The sequence below is a fragment of the Glaciecola sp. G7-5 genome (assembly GCF_055808975.1).
The window spans coordinates 2,114,117-2,136,198 of record NZ_CM147892.1; the positions used below are offsets into that span (position 1 = coordinate 2,114,117).

General features: G+C 42.1%; 20 protein-coding genes. 14 read left to right on the forward strand and 6 right to left on the reverse strand.

Features of this window, described 5'->3' with window-relative positions; genetic code table 11:
- Positions 1-64 precede the first annotated feature (64 nt).
- From ubiE to ubiB, 3 genes are read left to right on the forward strand one after another with little or no spacing between them, the layout of a single operon-like run.
- Positions 65-844, forward strand: a complete 780-nt coding sequence (gene ubiE, locus AC0L6H_RS09195) for a bifunctional demethylmenaquinone methyltransferase/2-methoxy-6-polyprenyl-1,4-benzoquinol methylase UbiE (protein ID WP_473393935.1) — start codon at positions 65-67, stop codon at positions 842-844.
- The gene (locus AC0L6H_RS09200; RefSeq protein WP_473393936.1) at positions 844-1,515 is read left to right on the forward strand and encodes a ubiquinone biosynthesis accessory factor UbiJ; all 672 of its coding nucleotides are present in this window, start codon (positions 844-846) and stop codon (positions 1,513-1,515) included. The genes ubiE and AC0L6H_RS09200 overlap by 1 nt, the downstream gene beginning before the upstream one ends.
- Positions 1,512-3,140: a ubiquinone biosynthesis regulatory protein kinase UbiB gene (ubiB, locus tag AC0L6H_RS09205; RefSeq protein ID WP_473393937.1), complete on the forward strand. Its 1,629-nt coding sequence runs from the start codon at positions 1,512-1,514 to the stop codon at positions 3,138-3,140. Before AC0L6H_RS09200 ends, ubiB begins: the two co-directional genes overlap by 4 nt.
- A gap of 48 nt (positions 3,141-3,188) precedes the next feature.
- Here ubiB and AC0L6H_RS09210 read toward each other — a convergent pair whose 3' ends face one another.
- Both AC0L6H_RS09210 and rhlB read right to left on the reverse strand, forming a co-directional pair.
- Positions 3,189-4,760 (reverse strand): Ppx/GppA phosphatase family protein, encoded by a 1,572-nt coding sequence (locus AC0L6H_RS09210; RefSeq protein WP_473393938.1) that lies wholly within the window; start codon positions 4,758-4,760, stop codon positions 3,189-3,191.
- Between the two features lie 26 nt (positions 4,761-4,786).
- Positions 4,787-6,079 carry an ATP-dependent RNA helicase RhlB gene (rhlB, locus tag AC0L6H_RS09215; RefSeq protein ID WP_473393939.1) on the reverse strand — a complete coding sequence of 431 codons (1,293 nt, stop codon included), beginning with the start codon at positions 6,077-6,079 and terminating at the stop codon, positions 4,787-4,789.
- Positions 6,080-6,179: 100 nt separating this feature from the next.
- Here rhlB and trxA point away from each other — a divergent pair, with 100 nt between their 5' ends.
- Together trxA and rho are read left to right on the forward strand one after the other, a co-directional pair.
- Positions 6,180-6,506, forward strand: coding sequence for a thioredoxin TrxA (trxA, locus tag AC0L6H_RS09220; RefSeq protein ID WP_473393940.1), 327 nt, complete (start codon positions 6,180-6,182; stop codon positions 6,504-6,506).
- A 437-nt stretch (positions 6,507-6,943) separates the two neighbouring features.
- Complete coding sequence (gene rho / locus AC0L6H_RS09225; protein WP_473393941.1) at positions 6,944-8,209, forward strand: transcription termination factor Rho; 1,266 nt, start codon at positions 6,944-6,946, stop codon at positions 8,207-8,209.
- A gap of 104 nt (positions 8,210-8,313) precedes the next feature.
- On the opposite strand, the gene AC0L6H_RS09230 is transcribed toward rho, so the two are convergent.
- Complete coding sequence (locus AC0L6H_RS09230; protein ID WP_473393942.1) at positions 8,314-9,372, reverse strand: SMP-30/gluconolactonase/LRE family protein; 1,059 nt, start codon at positions 9,370-9,372, stop codon at positions 8,314-8,316.
- Between the two features lie 242 nt (positions 9,373-9,614).
- On the opposite strand from AC0L6H_RS09230, the gene purE reads away from it, so the two are divergent.
- The 4 genes from purE to AC0L6H_RS09250 all read left to right on the forward strand — a co-directional run bounded on the left by purE (position 9,615) and on the right by AC0L6H_RS09250 (position 12,451).
- Positions 9,615-10,103, forward strand: a complete 489-nt coding sequence (gene purE / locus AC0L6H_RS09235) for a 5-(carboxyamino)imidazole ribonucleotide mutase (protein WP_473393943.1) — start codon at positions 9,615-9,617, stop codon at positions 10,101-10,103.
- Positions 10,100-11,239: a 5-(carboxyamino)imidazole ribonucleotide synthase gene (locus AC0L6H_RS09240; protein WP_473393945.1), complete on the forward strand. Its 1,140-nt coding sequence runs from the start codon at positions 10,100-10,102 to the stop codon at positions 11,237-11,239. Before purE ends, AC0L6H_RS09240 begins: the two co-directional genes overlap by 4 nt.
- 137 nt (positions 11,240-11,376) lie before the next feature.
- Entirely contained in the window at positions 11,377-11,895 is a 519-nt protein-coding gene (locus AC0L6H_RS09245; protein WP_473393947.1) for a copper chaperone PCu(A)C, read from the forward strand.
- An 88-nt stretch (positions 11,896-11,983) separates the two neighbouring features.
- Positions 11,984-12,451 (forward strand): Dps family protein, encoded by a 468-nt coding sequence (locus tag AC0L6H_RS09250; RefSeq protein WP_473393948.1) that lies wholly within the window; start codon positions 11,984-11,986, stop codon positions 12,449-12,451.
- Positions 12,452-12,593: 142 nt separating this feature from the next.
- Here the strand turns inward: AC0L6H_RS09250 and AC0L6H_RS09255 are convergent, their stop codons facing one another.
- Positions 12,594-12,926 (reverse strand): Mpo1-like protein, encoded by a 333-nt coding sequence (locus AC0L6H_RS09255; protein ID WP_473393949.1) that lies wholly within the window; start codon positions 12,924-12,926, stop codon positions 12,594-12,596.
- Positions 12,927-13,096: 170 nt separating this feature from the next.
- On the opposite strand from AC0L6H_RS09255, the gene AC0L6H_RS09260 reads away from it, so the two are divergent.
- The 5 genes from AC0L6H_RS09260 (at position 13,097) to AC0L6H_RS09280 (ending at position 17,790) form a co-directional block, all read left to right on the forward strand.
- Positions 13,097-13,945, forward strand: a complete 849-nt coding sequence (locus AC0L6H_RS09260; RefSeq protein WP_473393951.1) for a tetratricopeptide repeat protein — start codon at positions 13,097-13,099, stop codon at positions 13,943-13,945.
- Between the two features lie 86 nt (positions 13,946-14,031).
- Entirely contained in the window at positions 14,032-15,330 is a 1,299-nt protein-coding gene (locus tag AC0L6H_RS09265; protein ID WP_473393952.1) for an adenylosuccinate synthase, read from the forward strand.
- Between the two features lie 129 nt (positions 15,331-15,459).
- Entirely contained in the window at positions 15,460-16,908 is a 1,449-nt protein-coding gene (locus tag AC0L6H_RS09270; RefSeq protein WP_473393953.1) for an aldehyde dehydrogenase family protein, read from the forward strand.
- A 49-nt stretch (positions 16,909-16,957) separates the two neighbouring features.
- Positions 16,958-17,374, forward strand: a complete 417-nt coding sequence (locus AC0L6H_RS09275; RefSeq protein ID WP_473393955.1) for a VOC family protein — start codon at positions 16,958-16,960, stop codon at positions 17,372-17,374.
- Positions 17,375-17,517: 143 nt separating this feature from the next.
- Complete coding sequence (locus tag AC0L6H_RS09280) at positions 17,518-17,790, forward strand: HU family DNA-binding protein (protein ID WP_473393956.1); 273 nt, start codon at positions 17,518-17,520, stop codon at positions 17,788-17,790.
- Between the two features lie 101 nt (positions 17,791-17,891).
- Here the strand turns inward: AC0L6H_RS09280 and AC0L6H_RS09285 are convergent, their stop codons facing one another.
- Both AC0L6H_RS09285 and pbp4b read right to left on the reverse strand, forming a co-directional pair.
- Positions 17,892-19,265, reverse strand: a complete 1,374-nt coding sequence (locus AC0L6H_RS09285; RefSeq protein ID WP_473393957.1) for a Na+/H+ antiporter NhaC family protein — start codon at positions 19,263-19,265, stop codon at positions 17,892-17,894.
- Positions 19,266-19,276: 11 nt separating this feature from the next.
- Positions 19,277-21,841, reverse strand: a complete 2,565-nt coding sequence (pbp4b, locus tag AC0L6H_RS09290; RefSeq protein ID WP_473393958.1) for a penicillin binding protein PBP4B — start codon at positions 21,839-21,841, stop codon at positions 19,277-19,279.
- Positions 21,842-22,082 lie beyond the last annotated feature (241 nt).

Genomic DNA, 22,082 nt, shown 5'->3' on the forward strand with positions numbered 1-22,082 from the left:
CGACTATCAGTTATTGGCGCATTAGGCTACACTCTCATCTTATTAATTGCGATGTCGAGCCTATATGTCTAACATAACCGAAAACTCCACTCCTGAGACAAATACCGCTACCACTGATTTTGGTTTCACTCGAGTGGACACTGCAAAAAAAGCCGATATGGTTGCCGAAGTTTTTCATTCTGTTGCAGCCAAATATGACGTCATGAATGACTTAATGTCATTTGGTATTCACCGTGTTTGGAAGCGTTACACGATTGATTGCAGTGGCGCGCGCAGTGGCCAAAAGGTCTTAGATCTAGCCGGTGGAACGGGCGACTTGGCGGCTAAATTTAGTAAAATAGTGGGGCCAACAGGCTCTGTGATTCTTGCCGACATAAATCACTCTATGTTGAAAGTGGGCAAAGAGAAACTCACCAACAAAGGCATTGTTGGAAACGTGCAATATGTACAAGCAAATGCAGAGGTGCTGCCTTTCCCTGATAATCATTTTGATTTGATCACGATCGCCTTTGGCCTGCGTAACGTCACCGATAAATCAAAGGCATTAGCATCAATGTATCGCGTATTGAAACCAGGTGGGCGCTTGCTTGTGTTGGAGTTTTCAAAACCCACAACCGAGGCATTGAGTAAAGCCTATGATGCTTATTCATTCTATTTGCTCCCGCAAATGGGCAAGCTGGTCGCAAATGATGCCGATAGCTATCGTTACTTAGCTGAATCTATTCGTATGCACCCTGATCAGGATACGCTCGAACAAATGATGAAAGATGTGGGCTTTGAGCAAACCAATTACCACAACATGACAGGCGGTATTGTAGCCTTGCACCGAGGGTATAAATTTTAATGCTTGCGCCGCAGGTCTTAAGTGCAGGTATAGAAGCTTCGCTTAACAAAGCATTGCAATGGTCTTCTAATAGCGACGCACTGTTATCACCGCTAGCTGGTAAGCTGTGTATTATCTACATACAGGAACTCGATACAGCGCTTCGTTTTAGCTTTTTTAAGCATGAAGTAAATGTGGGGGTTGATACCGATAAGCTATATTCAAGTTCGCCCGAAGATGACGACCCAAGCGCTCTACAAGACAACGAATGTTGGGTCAGTATTTCTCTGTTTGCCATCGATAAACTTAAACAAAATAATCAAATGACCAAATTGATAAAGTCGGGCAAGTTGGATTTCGCTGGCGATCTTGGAATTTTGCAGGGCCTAAGTCGCTTGTTTGATAAAATTGACATAGATATCGAAGAGGTTTTATCGACCTACCTAGGTGATGCTGCGGCGTATCAAGTAAATAAAACGGGCCAACAGGCACTTGCTTCGATAAAAAGTCAAATGAGTATTTTTGTACAAACCTTAGCCGATACTGCACTTGATGAAAAACCAATTGCGCTTAGACCAATTGCATTAGTGAATTTTAGCGACGAAGTAAATCAGTTAAGGGAAGATGTCGACAGGTTCGAGGCCAAGTTACAGAAATTAGAAGAGAAAATTAATAAAGGGAAAGCGCAATGAGGTATCGTCGTTTTGTCCAAATTGGTGGTGTATTACTCCAACATGGTCTTGATGACCTTATTCCGAAACGTTTTCGTCCTTGGTATTTTAGATTCGCACGGCGCTGCCTTTTTTGGTGGCCGAATAAACTCAAAGGCGAATCAGAAGGTAAGCGTCTGCGTCTAGCGCTACAAGAGCTTGGCCCTGTATTCGTTAAATTTGGGCAAATGCTGTCAACACGGCGCGATTTATTGCCCAATGAAATGGTAAACGAACTAACGCGTTTGCAAGATAAAGTCCCGCCTTTTGATTCAAGTGCCGCTGAGGAAATTGTTAGAAAGGCCTTGGGGCTTAAAAAGCTAGACGAATTATTTAGCGAGTTTGATCATGAGCCCTTAGCGTCGGCTTCGGTAGCGCAAGTGCACGCGGCTAAGCTAAAACTAGATGATAAAGACGTTGTTGTAAAAGTGTTGCGTCCCAATATCAAACGAACGATTGAAGCCGACGTCGATTTATTGATATCTATCGCCAAGTTAGTGCAAGACTGGCTGCCTGATGGCAAACGGTTGCGACCCGTAGAGGTGGTAAAAGAATACAAACGCACTATTTTAGATGAACTTGATTTATTGCGTGAAGCGGCAAATGGCATTCAAATTAAACGCAATTTCACTGACTCAGATAGTCTTTACGTTCCTCATATTTATAGCGACCACTGCCGCGTAAACGTAATTGTGATGGAGCGAATATATGGCATTCCAGTTGCTGATATCAATGCCTTACGGTTGCAAAATACCAACCTAAAATTACTTGCGGAACGCGGCGTAGAAGTGTTTTTCACGCAAGTATTTAGAGATAGTTTTTTTCATGCCGACATGCATCCTGGAAATATCTTTGTGTCATACAATCACCCCGAGAACCCCAAATATATTGGTATTGATTATGGTATTGTGGGCACCTTAAACAAAGAAGATAAGCGTTATTTAGCTGAAAATTTTCTAGCCTTTTTTAATCGCAATTATCGTAAAGTGGCAGAGCTACACGTTGATTCTGGTTGGATCCCCGCAGACACCAACATAGATGATTTCGAAATGGCGATACGCACAGTGTGCGAACCCATCTTTCAAAAACCGCTCGCAGATATTTCTTTTGGGAATGTGTTGCTGCAACTGTTCAACACAGCTAGGCGCTTTAATATGCAAGTTCAACCGCAACTTGTATTGTTACAAAAAACCCTTTTATATGTAGAAGGCCTTGGACGCACCCTATATCCGCAGTTAGATTTGTGGCAAACCGCGAAACCCTTCCTTGAAAAATGGATGAAAGAGCAGATGGGGCCCAAAGCGATGTTTAATCAAATTAAGGAAAATCTGCCATTTTGGTCTGAAAAATTGCCTGAAATGCCAGATTTACTTTACGATACCTTGCGTCAAATGAAGCAATATCCATTGCAAGCTGAGCAACAGCATCAAGCGAATATGGCCTTGCAAAAGAATATTGAACGAGCTCGTACCCTGAGCAGAGTCGCGGTGACCTTTTCACTAGCGGCTGCAGCATTATGGGTGTTTGAAGAACATTGGTTGTTTAGTGCTGGAGGCGCAATCATAGCGGGTCTTGCATGGTACTTTTCGTTTAGGCGTTTACGATAGTCTAGCTTGTGCTTTTGTAAGCATGCAATGAGTAATTAAAAGCGCAATTTAGTCGTTCCATTCTATCTGTTCTGTTTTGCCATCATTTTGCTGTGACGACAACAACAAACGCCAACCGGCTTTGTGTTGCATCCAACATTCATGCAGCAGTTCGGTATGGATCAAGGGATGCTTGATTTTTATATCAGTTGGCAATACCAACAGCCAATCATGGCCTTTTATTTTTAAGGCCACCTCTGGAATCGCTGAACTTTTGCGTCTTCCCACTAAAATGATAGCTATTCTCAATATACGCAGGCTACATTCCAACATGCTACGCAAATCATCACTGTAGTTTGCTATTGCTTTCATGTCGATAGGTTGCTTATGCATGCTGACTAAGTCTCTTATCATCATACGTTGCAAGGTAGTGAACCCCGTTATTTCAACATGATTTAAAATGTAAGCACCGTGCTCATGATAGGATTTGTAGCCGATATGCAGACCGAGTTCATGTAATGCTGCAGCCGCACCCACTACGCCGTGGGCATCGTAATCACAAAACGAAGTTTGTTCGCACATTTGATGGCATAGGCCTATCGCAGTGTCACGTGCTCGTTGACTGTGTGCTGGGTCAATGTGAAAGCGCGAGATTAACTGATTAAGACCTTGGGTGCGTCTGTCTGTTCGATGATAGCGGTCGAGCATGCCATAGATAATACCTTCTCGCAGCGCGCCGCCGGCGATCTGCATATTATCAATATTGAAGCTTTCAAATAGCGCAATCAAAATAGCCAAGCCACTGGGGAATATGGCTCGCCTCGCGGGTGGCAAACCGTCAATCTCTAGCGTTGCTATTTGTTCTTGGGCAATGCATATTTCGCGTAGTTCATATAAATGGTGTAGGCGGATTGCATCGTTAATACCTTGTTTTACTAGTATTTGAGTTACCGCCTGAGGTGTGCCTGATGCGCCTAAACATTGTTGCCAGTCAAAGCATAAAAAGGAGTCTTTGTGTTCACTTAAGATAGTAAGAGCGGCCTGATACGCATTTTCAAAATTATTTTTTGTGAGCTTACCTTCAGGAAAGTATTTTTCCATATAGGTAACACAGCCCATATTCATACTTGTAAGGTGAACTGGTTCGATATCACGACCTAGGATCACTTCGGTACTAGCGCCACCTATGTCAATGACCAAACTATTGCCCTGGTTTGCAGAGGTATAGGCAACACCTAAAAATATTTGCCGCGCTTCTTCTTCGCCACTAATGACCTTTAATTTATGCTTGAGAATAGCCTCGGCACGCTTTATAAAGTCACTGGCGTTAACCGCTAGACGCAAGGTTGCTGTGGCTACAATTTGTATATTATCAGGTGGGATGTCTTGGAGCTTTTCTGCAAAATTAGTTAAACAAGCCAATCCTCTTTCTATGGCGTCTTCATGTAAATGATTGTCTTCATTTAGGCCCGCAGCAAGACGCACCTTATGTTTGTTTTTACCAACAATTTGCACGCTTCCTGCGAGTACCCTTACAATAACCATATGGAAACTGTTTGAGCCTAGGTCGATTGCGGCGTAATACTCATCTTGACGAGAATAAGTACTAAATTCACCCATTTTTGTTTTATCTACAAACATAGACGCGTCTCTACTTCTATTTCATATTAAGGCTTTTTTCTTGGGCCGCGTGATGGGCCCTTACCTTGGCGGTTGTCTTTTCGAGGTCCGCCGCGCGTATTACTGCGACCCCGTGCAGGCGGTCTGCGCTGAAATTTGGGCGTTGGGACATCATCCAATAAGTTTAACGGATTATAGTCTGTTACTAGTATGTCATGTCCAATATAGGTTTCTATTGCAGGTAAGTTTTGTGCGTAACGCTCACATGCAAAACTAATCGCTTTACCGGTTTCTCCAGCACGACCAGTACGACCAATGCGATGTACGTAATCTTCTGCGTCATCAGGCAGGTCGTAATTAAACACGTGGGTTACTTTCTCAATATGCAGTCCACGGGCTGCAACATCTGTTGCCACTAATATGTCGAGTGCGCCACTGGTGAAGTCTTCAAGAATAGTAAGACGTTTTTTCTGTTGTACATCGCCACTTAATAGGCCTACGCGGTGACCATCGGCAATTAGCCAGGCTGCAACTTTGTCGCAATCGTGTTTCGTATTGGCAAATACGATGGCTTTGTCAGGCCACTCTTCTTCTATTAGGGTAAGCAATAATAAGGCTTTATCTTCGTTACTGGGATAAAAAAGCTCTTCGCTGATGCCAACACCTGTTTTAGTTTCGGGCGCAACCTGAACATGAATAGGGTTGTTCATATGCTCATACGCGAGTTCTTGTACTCTGAAACTTAAGGTTGCAGAAAATAACATACTTAAGCGCTTCGTTGGCTCAGGCATGCGGTTAAACATGTAACGGATGTCTTTAATAAAGCCTAAATCGAACATTCTATCCGCTTCATCGAGCACGGCTACTTGGATATTTTTTAGATTAAATACGTCTTGTTTGTAGTAATCGATGATACGGCCGCAGGTGCCAATTAAAATATCTACCCCTTTTTCTAGCTGTTGGCGTTGACTTTCGTAACCTTCGCCACCATAAATAGCAGCAACAGACAGTCCAGTATGTTTACTGAGTAGCTCTGCGTCATTAAATATTTGTACCGCTAACTCACGAGTTGGTGCCATAATAATAGCGCGAGGGCTAGTACCTTTGTCACTTTGAGGGTTTGTGAGTAAGTAGTGAAAGGTTGCGACCAAAAAGGTAATGGTTTTACCCGTACCAGTTTGGGCTTGACCGGCAATATCACTACCAGCAAGCAATTGAGGTAAACTCATCGATTGAATAGGTGTGCACTGGGTAAAACCAGCCTCATCTAAACCCGCTTGTACTTGCGGATGAATCGAAAGTGAAGAAAATAGCGTATCAGTTAAATGTGTTTGTGGCATAGCTTATAGCTTTTCGATGCTTGCATTAAAAACGACTTCTGTATCACACTGTAGACAATGCTGAAAGTAATCAGCAACAATTCCTAAACCGGAGAAAAGAATGAGCGATAAAATTCTCGTATTATCAGACGAAAAATTCGAAGCCGATGTAATTAAAGCGTCAGGTCCTGTGTTAGTTGATTTCTGGGCAGAATGGTGCGGCCCCTGTAAAATGATCGCCCCTATTCTAGAAGAAATAGCGAACGACTACGAGGGGAAGTTAACAGTTGGTAAGCTAAATGTCGAAGAAAATAACGAAACTCCCCCTAAATATAGTATTCGTAGTATTCCTGCGTTGCTCCTTTTTAAAGACGGAGCGCTCGCTGCGACTAAGGTCGGTGCGGTTTCTAAGTCTCAATTGAAAGAGTTTCTTGACGAGCACATATAAAAAAATAAAAACGGGCAAGCACCTTGTTTGCCTGTTTTTGTCCACCTTTTTAGCTAATATGGCTAATGCATACAAAAAACTGGACGATATTTAATTTAAGTGTTACTTTTAGTTAACTCACCAGCGATATATGTCTGACATCGTGCATAGCATGACGAAGATTCACCTTTTACTATGGCATAGCTTTGTTATACAACCTAAACGTCTTACGTTATATGTTGTTGATAAATACCATTACCTTATAAGTTCTTGTTACACAGCTATGTGCGAAGGCATCAAAAAAGACAGATATCACGTATGCAAACTAGCTAAAGTTGGCACTTGAGTAACATCTTTTTCAAGCAATCGTTACTATACATATTCCTTAATAAAGATGTGACAACGGCCCTAATTTTATAAATTTGACAACTCGTAAAAACAAAAACAGACCCCCCAATATGAATTTAACTGATTTAAAAAGTAAACCTATCAGCGAATTAGTAGCATTAGCTGAAACCATGGGTTTAGAAAACCTAGCCCGCGCCCGCAAACAAGACATCATTTTCTCAATTTTAAAATCTCACGCCAAAGGCGGTGAAGATATTTTTGGTGATGGTGCCCTTGAAATACTCCAAGATGGCTTTGGGTTTTTGCGCTCAAGTGATTCTTCCTACTTGGCCGGGCCTGACGACATCTATGTTTCTCCAAGTCAAATAAGACGCTTTAACCTGCGCACTGGCGATACTATTTCAGGCAAAATAAGACCACCTAAAGACAGTGAGCGTTATTTTGCTTTACTTAAAATACGTGAAGTCAATTTTGATAAGCCAGAAAACTCACGTAACAAAATATTATTTGAAAACCTTACGCCTTTGCACGCGAACGAACGTTTGCGCATGGAGCGAGGTAACGGCAGTACAGAAGATATTACTGCACGAGTACTCGATTTAGCTTCTCCGATTGGACGTGGCCAACGTGGTTTGATTGTTGCGCCGCCAAAAGCGGGTAAAACCTTATTACTACAAAATATTGCTCAATCTATTGCCGCAAATCATCCAGAATGTGTGCTAATGGTATTGTTAATTGACGAACGCCCAGAAGAAGTAACAGAAATGCAGCGTTTGGTGCAAGGAGAAGTGATTGCTTCTACCTTCGATGAACCTGCCAGTCGACATGTTCAAGTTGCGGAAATGGTCATTGAAAAAGCTAAGCGTTTAGTAGAACATAAAAAAGATGTGGTTATTTTACTCGACTCAATCACACGTTTAGCGCGAGCTTATAACACAGTTATCCCTTCATCGGGGAAGGTACTTACCGGTGGTGTTGATGCAAATGCCTTGCATAAACCTAAACGGTTCTTTGGTGCAGCACGTAACGTGGAAGAGGGCGGTAGTTTGACCATTGTTGCCACGGCGCTAATTGATACCGGCTCTAAAATGGATGAAGTCATCTATGAGGAGTTTAAAGGTACGGGTAATATGGAATTGCATCTAAACCGTAAAATTGCCGAGAAACGCGTATTCCCAGCAATCGACATTAACCGCTCTGGTACACGTCGTGAAGAACTACTTACCACCAAAGACGAACTCCAAAAAATGTGGATACTGCGCAAGATAGTGCATGAAATGTCAGAAATAGATTCAATGGAGTTTTTGATTAGCCGCTTGTCTATGACCAAAACAAACGATGAGTTCTTTGACAGCATGAAACGTCAAAAAGGCTAAAAAAGCGTAGGCGAAAATAAGAAAAAATTGATTAATAAGGAGCAGCGAAACGCGCTCCTTTTTGCTTTTTAGGTGTCGCTAAGTTTTAGTAGATGCTCAGAAGCTTAGTTAGGATAATCGAACACAGCAACGGCATTGCCATTAAGGGCACCTAAATATAGCTTTCCTTCATGTTCTGTTACCCCGCTAATATTAGTAAAGGCGCTGGTCGTTTGATAGTTATGTATAATTTTGCCCGATAAATCGACACCAATAACAAAACCATAGTGACTTTCTTGCTTTAATCTATTTGCAGGTATAGCACCAATAATACGGCGCAAAGTAGGGATTGAGGCTAGTTTTTCAACTCGCCAATCACGCAGGGCAATTAACGCCACCCAAATGGTATTATGTTTGTCTAAATACAAGTTGTCGGGCATTGCCGGTAAGGCGTCTAGAAATACTTCCTGTTGCCCTTTTTTGGGGCCCGTTAAGTAGTATTTTAACAGTCTTGAACGTCCCGTTTCAGACACGATGATAAACTCATCATTAGGTCCGACTACAACGCCGTTGCTAAAAAATAAATTTTCTATAAGTAGCTCAGTTGTTTTGCTTGAAGGCGAATATCTGAAAATTCTACCTGTTGCGCTAGCTTCGATGAAATCATAAAGGTAGTTGTCTAAACCAAACTTCATACTAGCGTCAGAAAAGTATATATCGCCATTTTGTGCAATGGCAAGGTGGTCTACTAACAATAGTGGCTTGTTCTCAAAGCTATCGACTAATATTGTAATCTTGCGTGTATCATCAATTTTTATGAGCCCTTTAAGCGCATCAGCAACGATTAAATTGCCTTGTGAGTCAAAACGTAAACCCAGTGGTCTACCACCAGTGTTTACATATTCTTCTACATTATCAGGCTCATCAAGCGGGAATCTTACGATTCGCCCATCGCTAAGCCCTGTGTATAACCAATTATTGTTACTAATGATAAGGTCTTCTGGACCGTCAATACCGCTGGTGAGAATCGTTGCCGCATCTAACTCGCTATTGCGTGCTAGGCTGCCGGTAAACGAAGACAGCATATCAGGGCGCCAGAGCACTGGGTTAACTGGTGATACTAAATACATCAACAGAGGAATTAAGATAGCTAGCAATGCTGTAATTGTGAGAAGCTTTTTCATTTAATTGCTCGATATTTAAGTTTGCAATGCCCATATAAGATAACATCTTTTGCTGCGATTAGGCTTAAGCGCTACATTTGTCCTTAACTAAGGCACTATATTTACGGCCTAAAATAAAAAAGGGCAGCAAGGGTCGCTCTTTTTTGTGGTTTCTCGTATAATCTCGCTCTTCCGTTATTCCCACAAATGCCATAGCAAAGTTTCTATGGTGTAGATCATTCATTTTATAAAGAGAGTTTTCGATGGCGCAAGTAGCAATTGTTATGGGTTCACAGTCAGATTGGCCGACGATGCAAAAGGCCGCGCTGATGCTAAAAGAGCTTGGTGTAGAGTTTGACGCGAAAGTTGTTTCAGCCCACAGAACACCTGACTTACTTGTAGAGTTTTCGAAAAGTGCCGAAGAAAAAGGCATTCAAGTGATTATTGCTGGTGCTGGCGGTGCGGCTCACTTACCCGGCATGATTGCCGCACACACACACTTACCCGTGTTAGGTTGCCCAGTACGATCTAGCCAATTAAGCGGTCTTGATTCGCTATTATCTATTGTTCAAATGCCGAAAGGCGTTGCGGTGGGTACCTTAGCCATAGGTGAAGCTGGGGCTGCAAATGCGGGTTTGTTGGCAGCTCAAATAATCGCTCTACAAAATAAAGAAGTACGAGACAACATTGTCGCCTTTCGAGATAAACAAACACAAACCGTACTTGTTAATCAAACCTTGGAGCTTGAATGAAAGTACTCGTTCTTGGCGCCGGGCAACTAGCGCAAATGATGTATTTAGCCGCAGCACCTTTAGGTGTAGAAGTACTGGCGGTTGATGTTAAAGACAATGCGATTGTTAATCCTGTTAGCAAACTGAAACATGATTTTGACTTAAATACCGCTATTGAAGAGGCGGATGCGATAACCGTTGAGTTTGAACACATACCGGAGCCTTTGCTTTCAATTGTTGAACAAAGCAGCAAGTTGAAGCCAAACTTACAATCGATTATGGCCGGTGCAGATCGCGTGCGTGAAAAACATTTGTTAAATAAACATCATGTAGCAAATTGCGAACATCTCATCGTTGACTCATTAGATCTACTTGATGACATTACTACTCAACTTGGTGAAAAAATAATTTTTAAAGCCAGTCGTGATGGCTATGACGGATATGGCCAGTGGAGAATGCAATCTAGTAAAGACATTAGCAGTTTAAAAGAAGCCTTTGCAAAACTAGATTTACAAAAAGTGCCTTTAGTGGCCGAAAAAATGTCCTTTTTCGATCGAGAAATTTCCATCGTTGGCGCACGTGACGCGAAAGGTAATATCCGTTGTTATGAAATTGCTGAAAACCTGCATTTCGAAGGTCAATTACACGTATCGGTCGCACCTGCGAAAAATGTGAGTGATGCGGTGTTAAGCAGAGCTACTAAAATATTCACTGATATTGCAAACGGCTTAGAGTACGTTGGTGTATTAGCAGTAGAGCTATTTCAAATTGGTGATGATTTACTCGTCAATGAAATTGCTCCGCGCGTTCACAACTCTGGTCATTGGACGCAAGACGGCGCGGACACCTGTCAGTTTGAACAACACATTCGTGCAGTTTTAGGCTTTGGGTTAGGCAGTACCGCAACATCGCAAGTAACAGCCATGGTCAATATTATTGGATGTACAAGCTTTAGCCGAGACCTGATTTCTATTGAAGGCTGTCATCTACATTGGTATGGTAAAACACTCAGAGAGAAGCGTAAAATGGGGCATATTAATGTGGTAGCCTGTAACTATACTGAACTTGGTGAGAAGCTAAATAACCTAATGGCGCACCTACCAGAAGCTTCCTTCCCACTTTTAGCCGCTGAGGCCAAGCGCCTGCAAGAGGCTTAACGACAAACAATAAGGCCATACAGCAAGTCTTATACTTAGATAATGTATGGTCGATTCACTTATTTTGCACGTAAAAGCAGTGCGGTGTATTTTTGCTCTCCCTACGACTAATCATATGAACGTAATAAGGAATTTTTATGACTACCAATATTAAATCGACTTTGCTTTCGCTACTGACCTCAGGTTTATGTGTTTTAGCCATATTGGCGCTGTTTCTATTTACGCTCTCAGATGCAAAGGCCGGCAGCCACAATGAGTCTTCTGATGAATCTATGGCGAGTTTGGTGAGCATTGATGAACCATGGGCGCGTGCCACCTTTGCGCTAGCTAAGACGGGTGCAGCTTACATGTCAATTACTAATAACAGCAACACTGTTGTTGTTTTATCGTCAGTATCTGTCTCAGATAGTATTGCAATGACAACTGAACTCCATCACACAATAATGGAGGACAACATGATGCAAATGCAAGAACTCGAGGACGGCATAAAAATAAAAGCCAATGCTACGGTTGAATTATCCCCCGGCGGGATGCATATAATGATTATGGGGTTAACGGGCCCATTGAATAAAGGTGAGTCAATCAGCATTGATTTGCATTTTGAGGATGGCTCATCTTTAACAAAGGTATTTCCCATACTAGATAAACGCAATTAAGGCGCTTCCTAATTAAATAAGGTGCGCGGCTTTAATCTGCGAATATTCAAGCTTATTTTTTCTTTAATCACAAACGAAAGAGGGATTTATGTCAACTATAGATATTGGAATTAACGAGACTGATCGTAACGAAATTGCTGATGGTTTAAAAAAGTTACTCGCTGACTCATATACGCTTTACTTACAGACCCATAATTTTCATTGGAATGTAACAGGACCACAGTTTAGAGAGCTGCACTTAATGTTTGAAGAACATTACACTGAGCTTGCCGTCGCGGTTGATGATATTGCAGAACGCATTAGAACCTTGGATGTGGTTGCTCCTGGTACTTATAAAGCGTTTGCCGAATTAAGCAGTATTAAAGAAGTTGATGGTGTGCCAGCGGCGTCTGAAATGGTAAGTTTATTATTGCAAGGACATGAAGCCGTTGTTAAGACTTGTAGAGATGTACTGAAATTATCACAACAAGCGGACGATGAGTCTACATCTGCCTTGGTATCTGATCGCATGCGCGTGCATGAGAAAACAGCTTGGATGCTAAGAGCAATTCAGTAAAAACTCATCACAAGCGTCGTTCCCGCGGAGGCGGGAATCTGCTAACATATCCTCTAACTATCTGATTTTACTGCGTTCGAAGGAGGTTCCCGCCTTTGAGGGAACGACGTTTCTGGCGTTTTTTAACGACGTTCTTGGTGGCTTATTTGCTTGTTGGTGACTCACCCGACAACGATACTTTACCAACGAGTATATCCTTAAACATCACCCAGTCGCCCATTAAGCTGTAAAGTGGATATTTAAACGTGGCTGGTTTGTTATGCTCGTAGTAAAAATGTCCAACCCAAGCAAAACCATATCCTATGACTGGGGCTGCCCATAAAAGCACGTATTGTTGAGTAATAATCACAAAGCCAATAAGTGCGAGTATTAAAGATGAACCAATAAAATGTAATAAGCGACAGGTTGAGTTTGCGTGCTCGCTTAAATAATATGGATAGAACTCAGAAAAGCTGCTAAATCTTGTTTCGCTCATAATATTAATACCTTCGATTGTACTAGTTATTTTTATTGACCTAAGCTAGACATCATATTCTTGCATATCGCGCTCAACGTCAGCAAAGCTATTATTTAGTTAAATATATTGAAAAAGCAATTCTAGACGCCATACTACCTTCATACGCGATAAACAGAAATAAAAATAATATGAATCAAAACACCGTTGCACTTACTTTAGAAAATTTTCGTCCAATTATGACCGAGGAGTCTACTCAACGACTTGTTGTGGTTTATTTCTGGGCACAGTGGGATGAACCTTCACTTGCGCAACTAGACGTGATGAATCGTTTTGTTAGCCAATACCCTACTGATATCTTACTCGCAACTGTCAACTGCGAAGAGCAAGCTGAAATCGTTCAGCAATTTGGGGTAAAGGGCCTACCTACAACAATTTTAGTCAAGGATGGCCAGCCAGTTGATGGTTTCGCTGGTCCGCAAGATGAAACGCAATTACAAGCTACATTTGCCAATTACTTACCAAAGCCAGAAGATGAACTCTTCAATCAAGGTCTGGCATTTATTGCTCAAAGTGACTACCAGCAAGCGTTTGGGGTCCTAAAACAAGCCTATGAAATTAATGACTCCCGAGCTGATATCAAAATAGCTTATGCTGATGCGTGTGTTGAAACTGCAAATCTAGAGCAGGCAAAAACCTTGATTAGTACAGTTGGTTTAGTTGACCAGCATGCAGAGTACCATGCAGTGGTAGGTAAAATTGAATTAGCAGAGAAAGCGTCAGAATCCCCTGAACTATTAGAACTTCAAGAAAAGCACGCACAATCTCCAGACGACCTCGCAATAAAAGTCGAATTAGCAGTGCAGTTACAACAAGCGCATAGGTCTGAAGAAGCACTTAGTTTATTGTTTGAAGTAGTCCAAAAAGACATTAGTTTTGGTGATGCAAAGAAAACCATGCTCGATATGATAAACGCACTAGGCGACGGCGATCCTTTAAAGTCAGCCTTTAGGCGCAAGTTATATAGCCTCTTATACTAAAAGGGATGATCTTATTGGCTAAATATAGATGCTAGACAATATTTTTTTGCTAAAATCGCGGCCTAATTTAATTATTGTTCGTAATCATGGCTAAAAATGTTGTTGTACTTGGCACCCAATGGGGTGACGAAGGCAAAGGAAAAGTAGTTGACTTGTTAACTGAGCGGGTCTCTTATGTTGTTAGATATCAAGGTGGTCACAATGCTGGCCACACTCTCGTTATTGACGGTGAGAAAACCGTTCTTCATTTAATCCCTTCAGGTATTTTACGTAGTAAAGTAACGTGCGTGATTGGAAACGGCGTGGTCTTAAGCCCTGAAGCCTTATTAAAAGAAATGAAGATGCTCGAAGACAAGGGTGTACCTGTTAAAGAGCGTTTAAAAATAAGCGAGGCTTGCCCTTTAATTTTACCTTTCCACATTGCACTTGACGCCGCGCGCGAAACCGCCCGTGGCGACAAAGCGATTGGTACAACCGGCCGTGGCATTGGTCCTGCTTATGAGGACAAAATCTCTAGACGTGGATTACGTGTAGGTGATTTGTTTAACGCCCAAGACTTTGCGCTTAAGTTAAAAGAAGTCATGGAATACCATAATTTCATGCTGACTGAATACTACAAAGCCGAGGCCCTTGATTTCGATACAGTACTTAAAGACGCATTATCTGTGGCTGACTTACTTAAGTCGATGGTTGTAGATGTAACTGAGTTGCTTGAAAATGCACGGCTAAATGGTCAGCCTATTATGTTTGAAGGCGCACAAGGCACCTTGCTTGATATCGACCACGGCACCTATCCTTATGTGACCTCGTCAAATACGACGGTTGGTGGTGTTGCCACGGGTGCCGGCTTTGGTCCACTGCATTTAGACTATGTTTTAGGCATCGTAAAAGCCTATACTACGCGTGTCGGTTCTGGACCGTTTCCAACTGAATTAGATTGCGAAGTAGGGCAGCACTTGGGTGTGAAAGGGCATGAATTTGGCGCTACAACAGGTCGAAAGCGCCGCACCGGTTGGTTTGATGCGGTTGCCATCAAACGTGCTGTTCAGTTAAATTCAATCACCGGTTTCTGCTTAACCAAACTTGATGTACTTGACGGTCTTGAGACCTTACGTATTTGCGTTGGATATAAAGACGCTCAAGGTAATGTAAGTACAGTGCCTCCACTTGCCGCAGAAGGCTACGAAGCGATTACACCAGTGTATGAAGATATGCCGGGATGGAGCGAAAACACCTATGGCGTGACAACGATAGAGGGATTACCTAAAGCCGCACAAGATTATATTAAGAGAATAGAGACCCTAAGTGGTGTGCCGGTAGATATAATTTCAACCGGCCCTGACAGGGCTCATACAATGGTACTTAGAGACCCTTACTCAGTTTAATACTAAAAGCTATCGCTGAAAAAGTCTGCATCAAAGCGCCAAGGCGTTTTAGCAGGCTTTTTTATTGTCGAAAATCCAACAAGTATTTGCTAGTATCGAGGCCAATCTTCGGGATGGAGTAATGCACTTATGTCACAAAAAATAGCAGCTGTTTCAAATTTAACGCAAGAACAAAAGAGCGCAAGTGGCGAAGTACTACAAGGCATAGGGCCTATTGTGGAGCTAAAAAGTAAATTAGACGCTTATTTTTGTTCTGGCGCGACAAAAAGTCTGGCTTGGAGAAAGCGCCAATTAAATGCGTTTTTGCAGATGCTGAAAGCCGAAGAAAAGTCTATTTGTGCAGCTTTGCAACAAGATTTACATAAATCATCAGAAGAAGCATTTATAACTGAAGTCGGCTATTTGATAAAAGACGTAAAACATCTACTTAAGAATGTCGAGAAATGGATGAAAGCAAAATCGGTGGGTACACCTATGCTCGCCGCACCGGGTAAAAGTTTTATTAAGCCTGAAGCCTTAGGCACATGTTTGGTTATTGGCGCATGGAATTATCCCTTTCAATTATCTTTGAGTCCGATGCTGGCTGCGATAAGTGCTGGCAACTGCGTAATAGTCAAACCATCAGAGTTAGCACCAACAACGTCTTCCCTAATCGCTACTTTGTTACCTAAATACTTAGATATGAATGCCGTGGGCGTAGTGGAAGGTGGGAAAGAGCCTACGAGCGCACTTCTTGCTTTGCCCTTTGACAAAATATTTTATACAGGTGGCGAAACCGTTGGCAAAATTGTCATGAAGGCAGCGGCCCACCATCTCACGCCAGTCACGCTAGAGTTAGGTGGTAAAAGCCCTTGCATTGTAGATAAAAACATCAACCTGGAAACTGCTTGTAATAGGATAGTGTGGGGTAAGTTAATGAATGCAGGGCAAACCTGTATCGCACCCGACTATTTGATGGTGCATCAGAGTAATCTAGACAACGTGATAGATGCTCTTAAAAAAGTCATTATCAAACAATACAAAAAGAATGTTGTTAAAAACAAATCCTACGGGCGTATTATTAATCAGAAGCACTGCGAGCGCCTAGTTGGTTACTTAAAAGACCAAAATATTGTGTTTGGTGGTGAGTATGATATCGAGCAAAAATTTATTGCACCGACTATCGTTTTAAATCCCAGTCCTGATAGCCCTCTAATGCAAGAAGAAATCTTTGGGCCTATTATCCCCGTGCTAAGTTTTAGCGGTCGTAGCGACATGCTGTCATTCATTAAAGCGCGGGCTAAACCCTTAGCGGCCTATGTTTTTACAGATGATAAAGAGTTTGAGCAGCGCTTTGTCGATCAAATAAGTGCCGGTAGCATATGTATCAATGATACCTGCGTCTTTATGCTAAACCCTGAACTTCCTTTTGGTGGCATTGGGATTAGTGGTATGGGACGTTACCATGGCAAATTTGGTTTTGATTCTTTCTCGCATCAAAAATCGATATTACGACGTAGCTTTAGTTTTGAGAACTCACTGAGATACATGCCCTTCAATCGATTTAAATTATGGATCTTGCGTAAGTTTTTAAAATAAAACGGCAAGTCTTTTAACACCAATACCATTTCTAACAAGGGAAATAAAAATGTTGCGTCCATTTCATCTCGCAATTCCGGTAGACAGTCTTGATGATGCCGACCACTTCTATGGCGGTGTATTAGGGTGTGAAAAAGGTAGAAGTGACGATCATTGGATTGACTGGAATTTTTTTGGTCATCAACTCGTGACTCATCTAGTCGATAAAATGCCGGCTAGAATACCAAGCAATGAAGTTGATCAAAAAGCGGTACCGGTGCCGCATTTTGGTATTGTGCTAGATGAGCAGAATTGGCGTTTAGTCATTGATAAAATTGAGGCGAATAATATTGAATTTCAAATTGCCCCCTATGTACGTTTTAAAGGAAAAAGTGGTGAACAAGGCACTTTTTTCTTATTTGATCCCGCCGGAAATGCGCTTGAATTTAAGTATTTTGATGATTTAGAACAAGTTTTTTCAACATAAATCATAGAAATTACGGTTTTTTTGCTTATTTTACGAGATATCAGTTGAGTAGATATTGATCTTAGGGCGTAAATACCATCTAATAAGCATAACTGCTAGGACTTGCAGTCACATAAACCTCATAAAGAAGAGAAAAAACAACTATGAATAAACAAGATTTAATCAATGCCATCGCTGAACAAGCAGACTTATCTAAAGCATCTGCTGGAAATGCACTTAATGCAATTACCGACACTATCACTGCTGCTTTAGCTAAAGGCGATGCGGTTACTTTCGTTGGTTTCGGTACCTTCTCTGTAAAAGATAGAGCTGCACGTACTGGTAGAAATCCACAAACTGGTGCAACTATTCAAATTGCAGCTGCTAAAGTACCAGGCTTCAAAGCTGGTAAAGCACTTAAAGACGCAGTTAACTAAGATCCATTTCAATAGCTGATCCCTTTCTGGAATGTGTAAAATGTAAAACGGCTAGCATGTGCTAGCCGTTTTTTGTTTCCAAAAGAAAAATACATCAGTCTCTAGAGCATCGCTATGCTCAGCGCAATATATCCAATGATTGTAACTGCCCCTGTGACCAGTGCATAAGGTAGTTGGGTTTTTACATGAGTGAGCAAATCGACACCTGCCGCTAAAGACGAAACCGCAGTAGTGTCAGATATGGGTGAGCAATGATCGCCAAAAATGCCACCGCCTAGAATCGCCGCTAAGACGAGTTCTGGGGGTAAGCCAAGACTTTCTACCAATGGCATACCAATAGGGATGAGAATCGCAAAGGTGCCCCATGAAGTGCCTGTAGTGAATGAAATGATGCCGCCGGCAATAAACAACATAGGGACCACTAACACGAGTGGTAAATAGTCACCGACTAGACCCGAGACAAAGACCCCCGTCCCCAATACTTTTAAACTTGCGCCTAAGCCAATTGATAGCATAACAATCGTTACCAATGGTAGAAGCTCACTCATCCCAGCAAAACCAAGTTTAAACGCACCTTGGTGACTTGTTTGCTTACTAAAGACTATTAACGCATAACCTACTATGCAAGCTAAAAAGGTAGCGTAAAGTACTGACCGACTGCCGCTACCTTGCGTTAGGTCGCCGTTACCCGTCCAAAACATAAAGCCAATCATACCCAATATCATGACGCTCAAAGGCAGTAGCATAAACCTTGCTTTGGTTGGGGCGGCGACCTCTACTTTGGTATCTATACGTTCTAATTTACGTTCAGCGTCCTTCATGGGGCCATGGACTTTATCAGCGAAAATAGTATAAGCCACAATAATCAAGGTTAACCACGCATACAGGTTATAGGGCAGAGTATTCCAAAGCACCATGAGAGGGTTGCCTTCTAGCTCGTATGCACTAAGTAAGCCTAAAATGTATGCGCCCCATCCGTTTAACAAAATAAGAATACAAACCGGTGCACTTGTGGAGTCGATGACGTAAGCAAGTCTTGCCCTACTCATCTTGAATTTATCATATAGGCCACGCGCCATGATGCCAGCGGTAAGCACACTTAGATTAGATTCAATAAAAATCGCCACGCCTGTAAGCATAGTAATGCTGCCAGCACGACGTTTTGTTTTAGCAATGCCCGAGGAGACCAGTTTATTTACAAAGGCCGCAACCCCTCCTGAATCTCGCATGAAAGCTAATAACGCGCCTACCAACAAGCTAAATAAAAGAATACGTGCATTGCCTTCGTCACCCACGGTTGAGACGATTCGCTCAATGGTATTGATAGGTGTTAATAATATGCTTTGCTCCTGCACTTTCAAAAGCAGTAAGGCCTCAGAGGTGACAATCGACAGCAGTAGAGCCAATATTACTTCTTTTTTCCACAGTACAACCGTAATCGCTACAAGTGGGGGTAAAATACTCAACCAATCCAATGGCGTACTCCTTAATGCTTATTGTCTGTGGCAGTTTGTGCCAGTACTGCTTCGTACACAAGTGTCATGATGTTGCCATAACGTGCGCTAGGGTAATCATCTCCAACAAACCGTAATCCATCATCTTGCTCATTGATAGGTGAATGCTTTTTGTTTGTTAAGTATATAATCGCCAATTCTAACTCAGGGTCGATAAGGGTCGCTGTGCCTGTCCATCCAGTGTGTCCAAATGCATTGGTACTTGCATAAGGTCCAAAATGCCACTGCGTTTCTGGCGATGCTAAACGCCAACCAAGGCCAATTGAATCTCTTAAAAACTCAGGGTGAATAAATCGGTTTAAGGTATATTGTGAAAATAAGTGCACATCGTTGTAGCCACCACCATTAAGAAGCAGTTGGGCAAGCACCGCCAACTCTTTTGCTGTTGAAAATAATCCCGCATGACCCGCAACACCCTGCATCGAGTAATAGGCTTTTTCATCGTGCACTTCACCTTGTAAAACATAGTTTCTGACATTGTCAAAATCTATTCGTCCGCCACGTGTATTCCCTTGAATTTCTGTGGCAGCAAATTGTGAGGCAACTTTTCCTTTTGATAAGGGAACAAACATGGTGTTGTGAAGGCCCAAAGGCGCATAAATTTCATTTTCTACGTATTGATCGAGTGGAATGTTGGTAATGCGTTCTACTAATAAGCCAAGGATCATGAAGTTGGTGTCACTGTAGTTTTGCTTACTACGCCGGGCATTACTAAAGGGAACTTGATTCAACAGAAACTGACTGGTAAGTGCTTTGTCTTGCGAAAAGAAGGCCTCTCCCAATGGGTTGTCACTCTTGAAAAATGGCACGCCGCTATTATAGCCTGAAGCGTGTGAGAGTAGGTCAGCTATGGTACGTGTGTCTCTCCCGTCGCCTTGGTATTCGGCCAAATAGTTAGCAATCGGCGTAGTCAAAGATAGTTTGCCTTCATCCACCAGTTTCATTATTGCAAGCGTGGTTGCAAATACTTTCGTATTTGACGCTAGGTCAAACAAGGTATCGTTATCCATGGGAGTCGGGTTTGCCAACACTTGTCCATTTTCATCGTATTTAAGAGCGTAGCCATAAGCTTGCTGTTTAATAATTTGGCCCTTGTGCACAACCACAATACTTGCACCAGGAAAACCATTGTCGATGTCACTTTGAATAAATTGATCGAGCTTAGAAAAGTCGAAGCCTTTGGTTTCTGAGTCTAGGCTTGGGTAGGGAATGCTAATACTAATTTCACTCACTTCGCTATTGCTATTTTTACGCATATTTTCAACGCGGATGGTGTTAATACCATTTTGCGTGCGTTTGGCGATTGAAAACGATTGTGTTGTTTGATTAGCTTGACGAAAAACATCGCCTACGTTTAGCTTTTGGTCGTTAATATAGATATCGGCGGACTCAATTCCCTCGCTTGTAAGTTGCATACTACCTTTGTTTGCAATGGCTAAAAACGAGGCGCGATTATTATTATACAGTCGCAGCGTATCATCTTGTGTCGCTGAAAATTTCATTAACAGCTGACTTTGATGCTGCACAATGTCATCGACCGAACGCACTTCACTTTCATATTCACTCATTAATGCGCTAAGTTGCGGCTCAAAATATTTCTCGAGCAAGGCAAATAGTGTCGCTGTGGTGTTGTGCTCTGCCTGATAGCTCACTTGCCAAGGCACGAAATGCATTTGAAAGGCCCCTAATACGTCTTGCGTTTGACGGTCCAGTATACCGGTTTCGTTTATATCGTAACCATAAGTACTCAAGGCTTTTTGTAGTAAGCCTATACTTGGGGCACGTTGATTAAACAATTGCCAATATTTTGCGACAGTATCGTTGTCATACCAAGCGCCTACACCGGCTTCATAGAGTTTTTGCCATGGAAATCTCGGGCCTGGATCATTTTTACGAGAGGGGGCTATATCTGAATGTCCTATTACCGCGGTTGGGCTAATATCGGGGTTGCGCGCCAAAATATCTTGAGAAAGCTTTATTAACAGTTCAATTTGCTTATTTTCAAACTCAGGAAAAATACACAAGGCTTTAGGCTTAATAAAACCAGCGGGCACATCGCGCTCAACACATTTGGGGACATTCACGATTTCAATGCCAATAGAGGAGTCATTTAGGCCGCTGCGACCTTGCCAGTAACTGCGCCCAGCATGCCAGGCACGTTCGTTCTCATCCACTAGTTGCAGTACTTCGATCGTTCGCTTTGGATAACTAGGGTCATTTTGCATCGGGATTAAATAATGAGAGCTAACACCGCCGCCTTCACTAACTAGGTAATTAACCGATTCTTGATAATTTACTGCCGTAAAATGCATAACCAGTGACTTCACTCGATAGCTATAGTTGCTGGACTTTAACTGACTCACCTCGTTGCTACTTGTACAACTGAGCAGTAGCCCCATAACAGCAAGCATGATGAAGCTAACTTTAGCTTTTCTGTTTTCTAGAAAACCGCAAGACAAACTGCCACGTAGTACCTTTAGTGGCCATTTTGCTGCGAGAAGTGTAATAAGGAAAAGTGATGTGTTGCTTTGGCTCATGTTAGTATTGGGCTCTATTGTTATTATAAAAAAGTGTGCGCTCACATTGACAACGTAGTTACGCTATTTAAAGCTAAGATTGAAGGCGTCAATTGTACATTAATTGTCTGACTTATCTAAGGTCGCCGCGCTGTCTTGCTATGGTTTTAATTGTTATTTTGGCCTTGCTCTGTGTCATACTATGTAAATAATCTATTTCAACAGACAATACAACAAGATAAACACATAAGATGGCGAAATA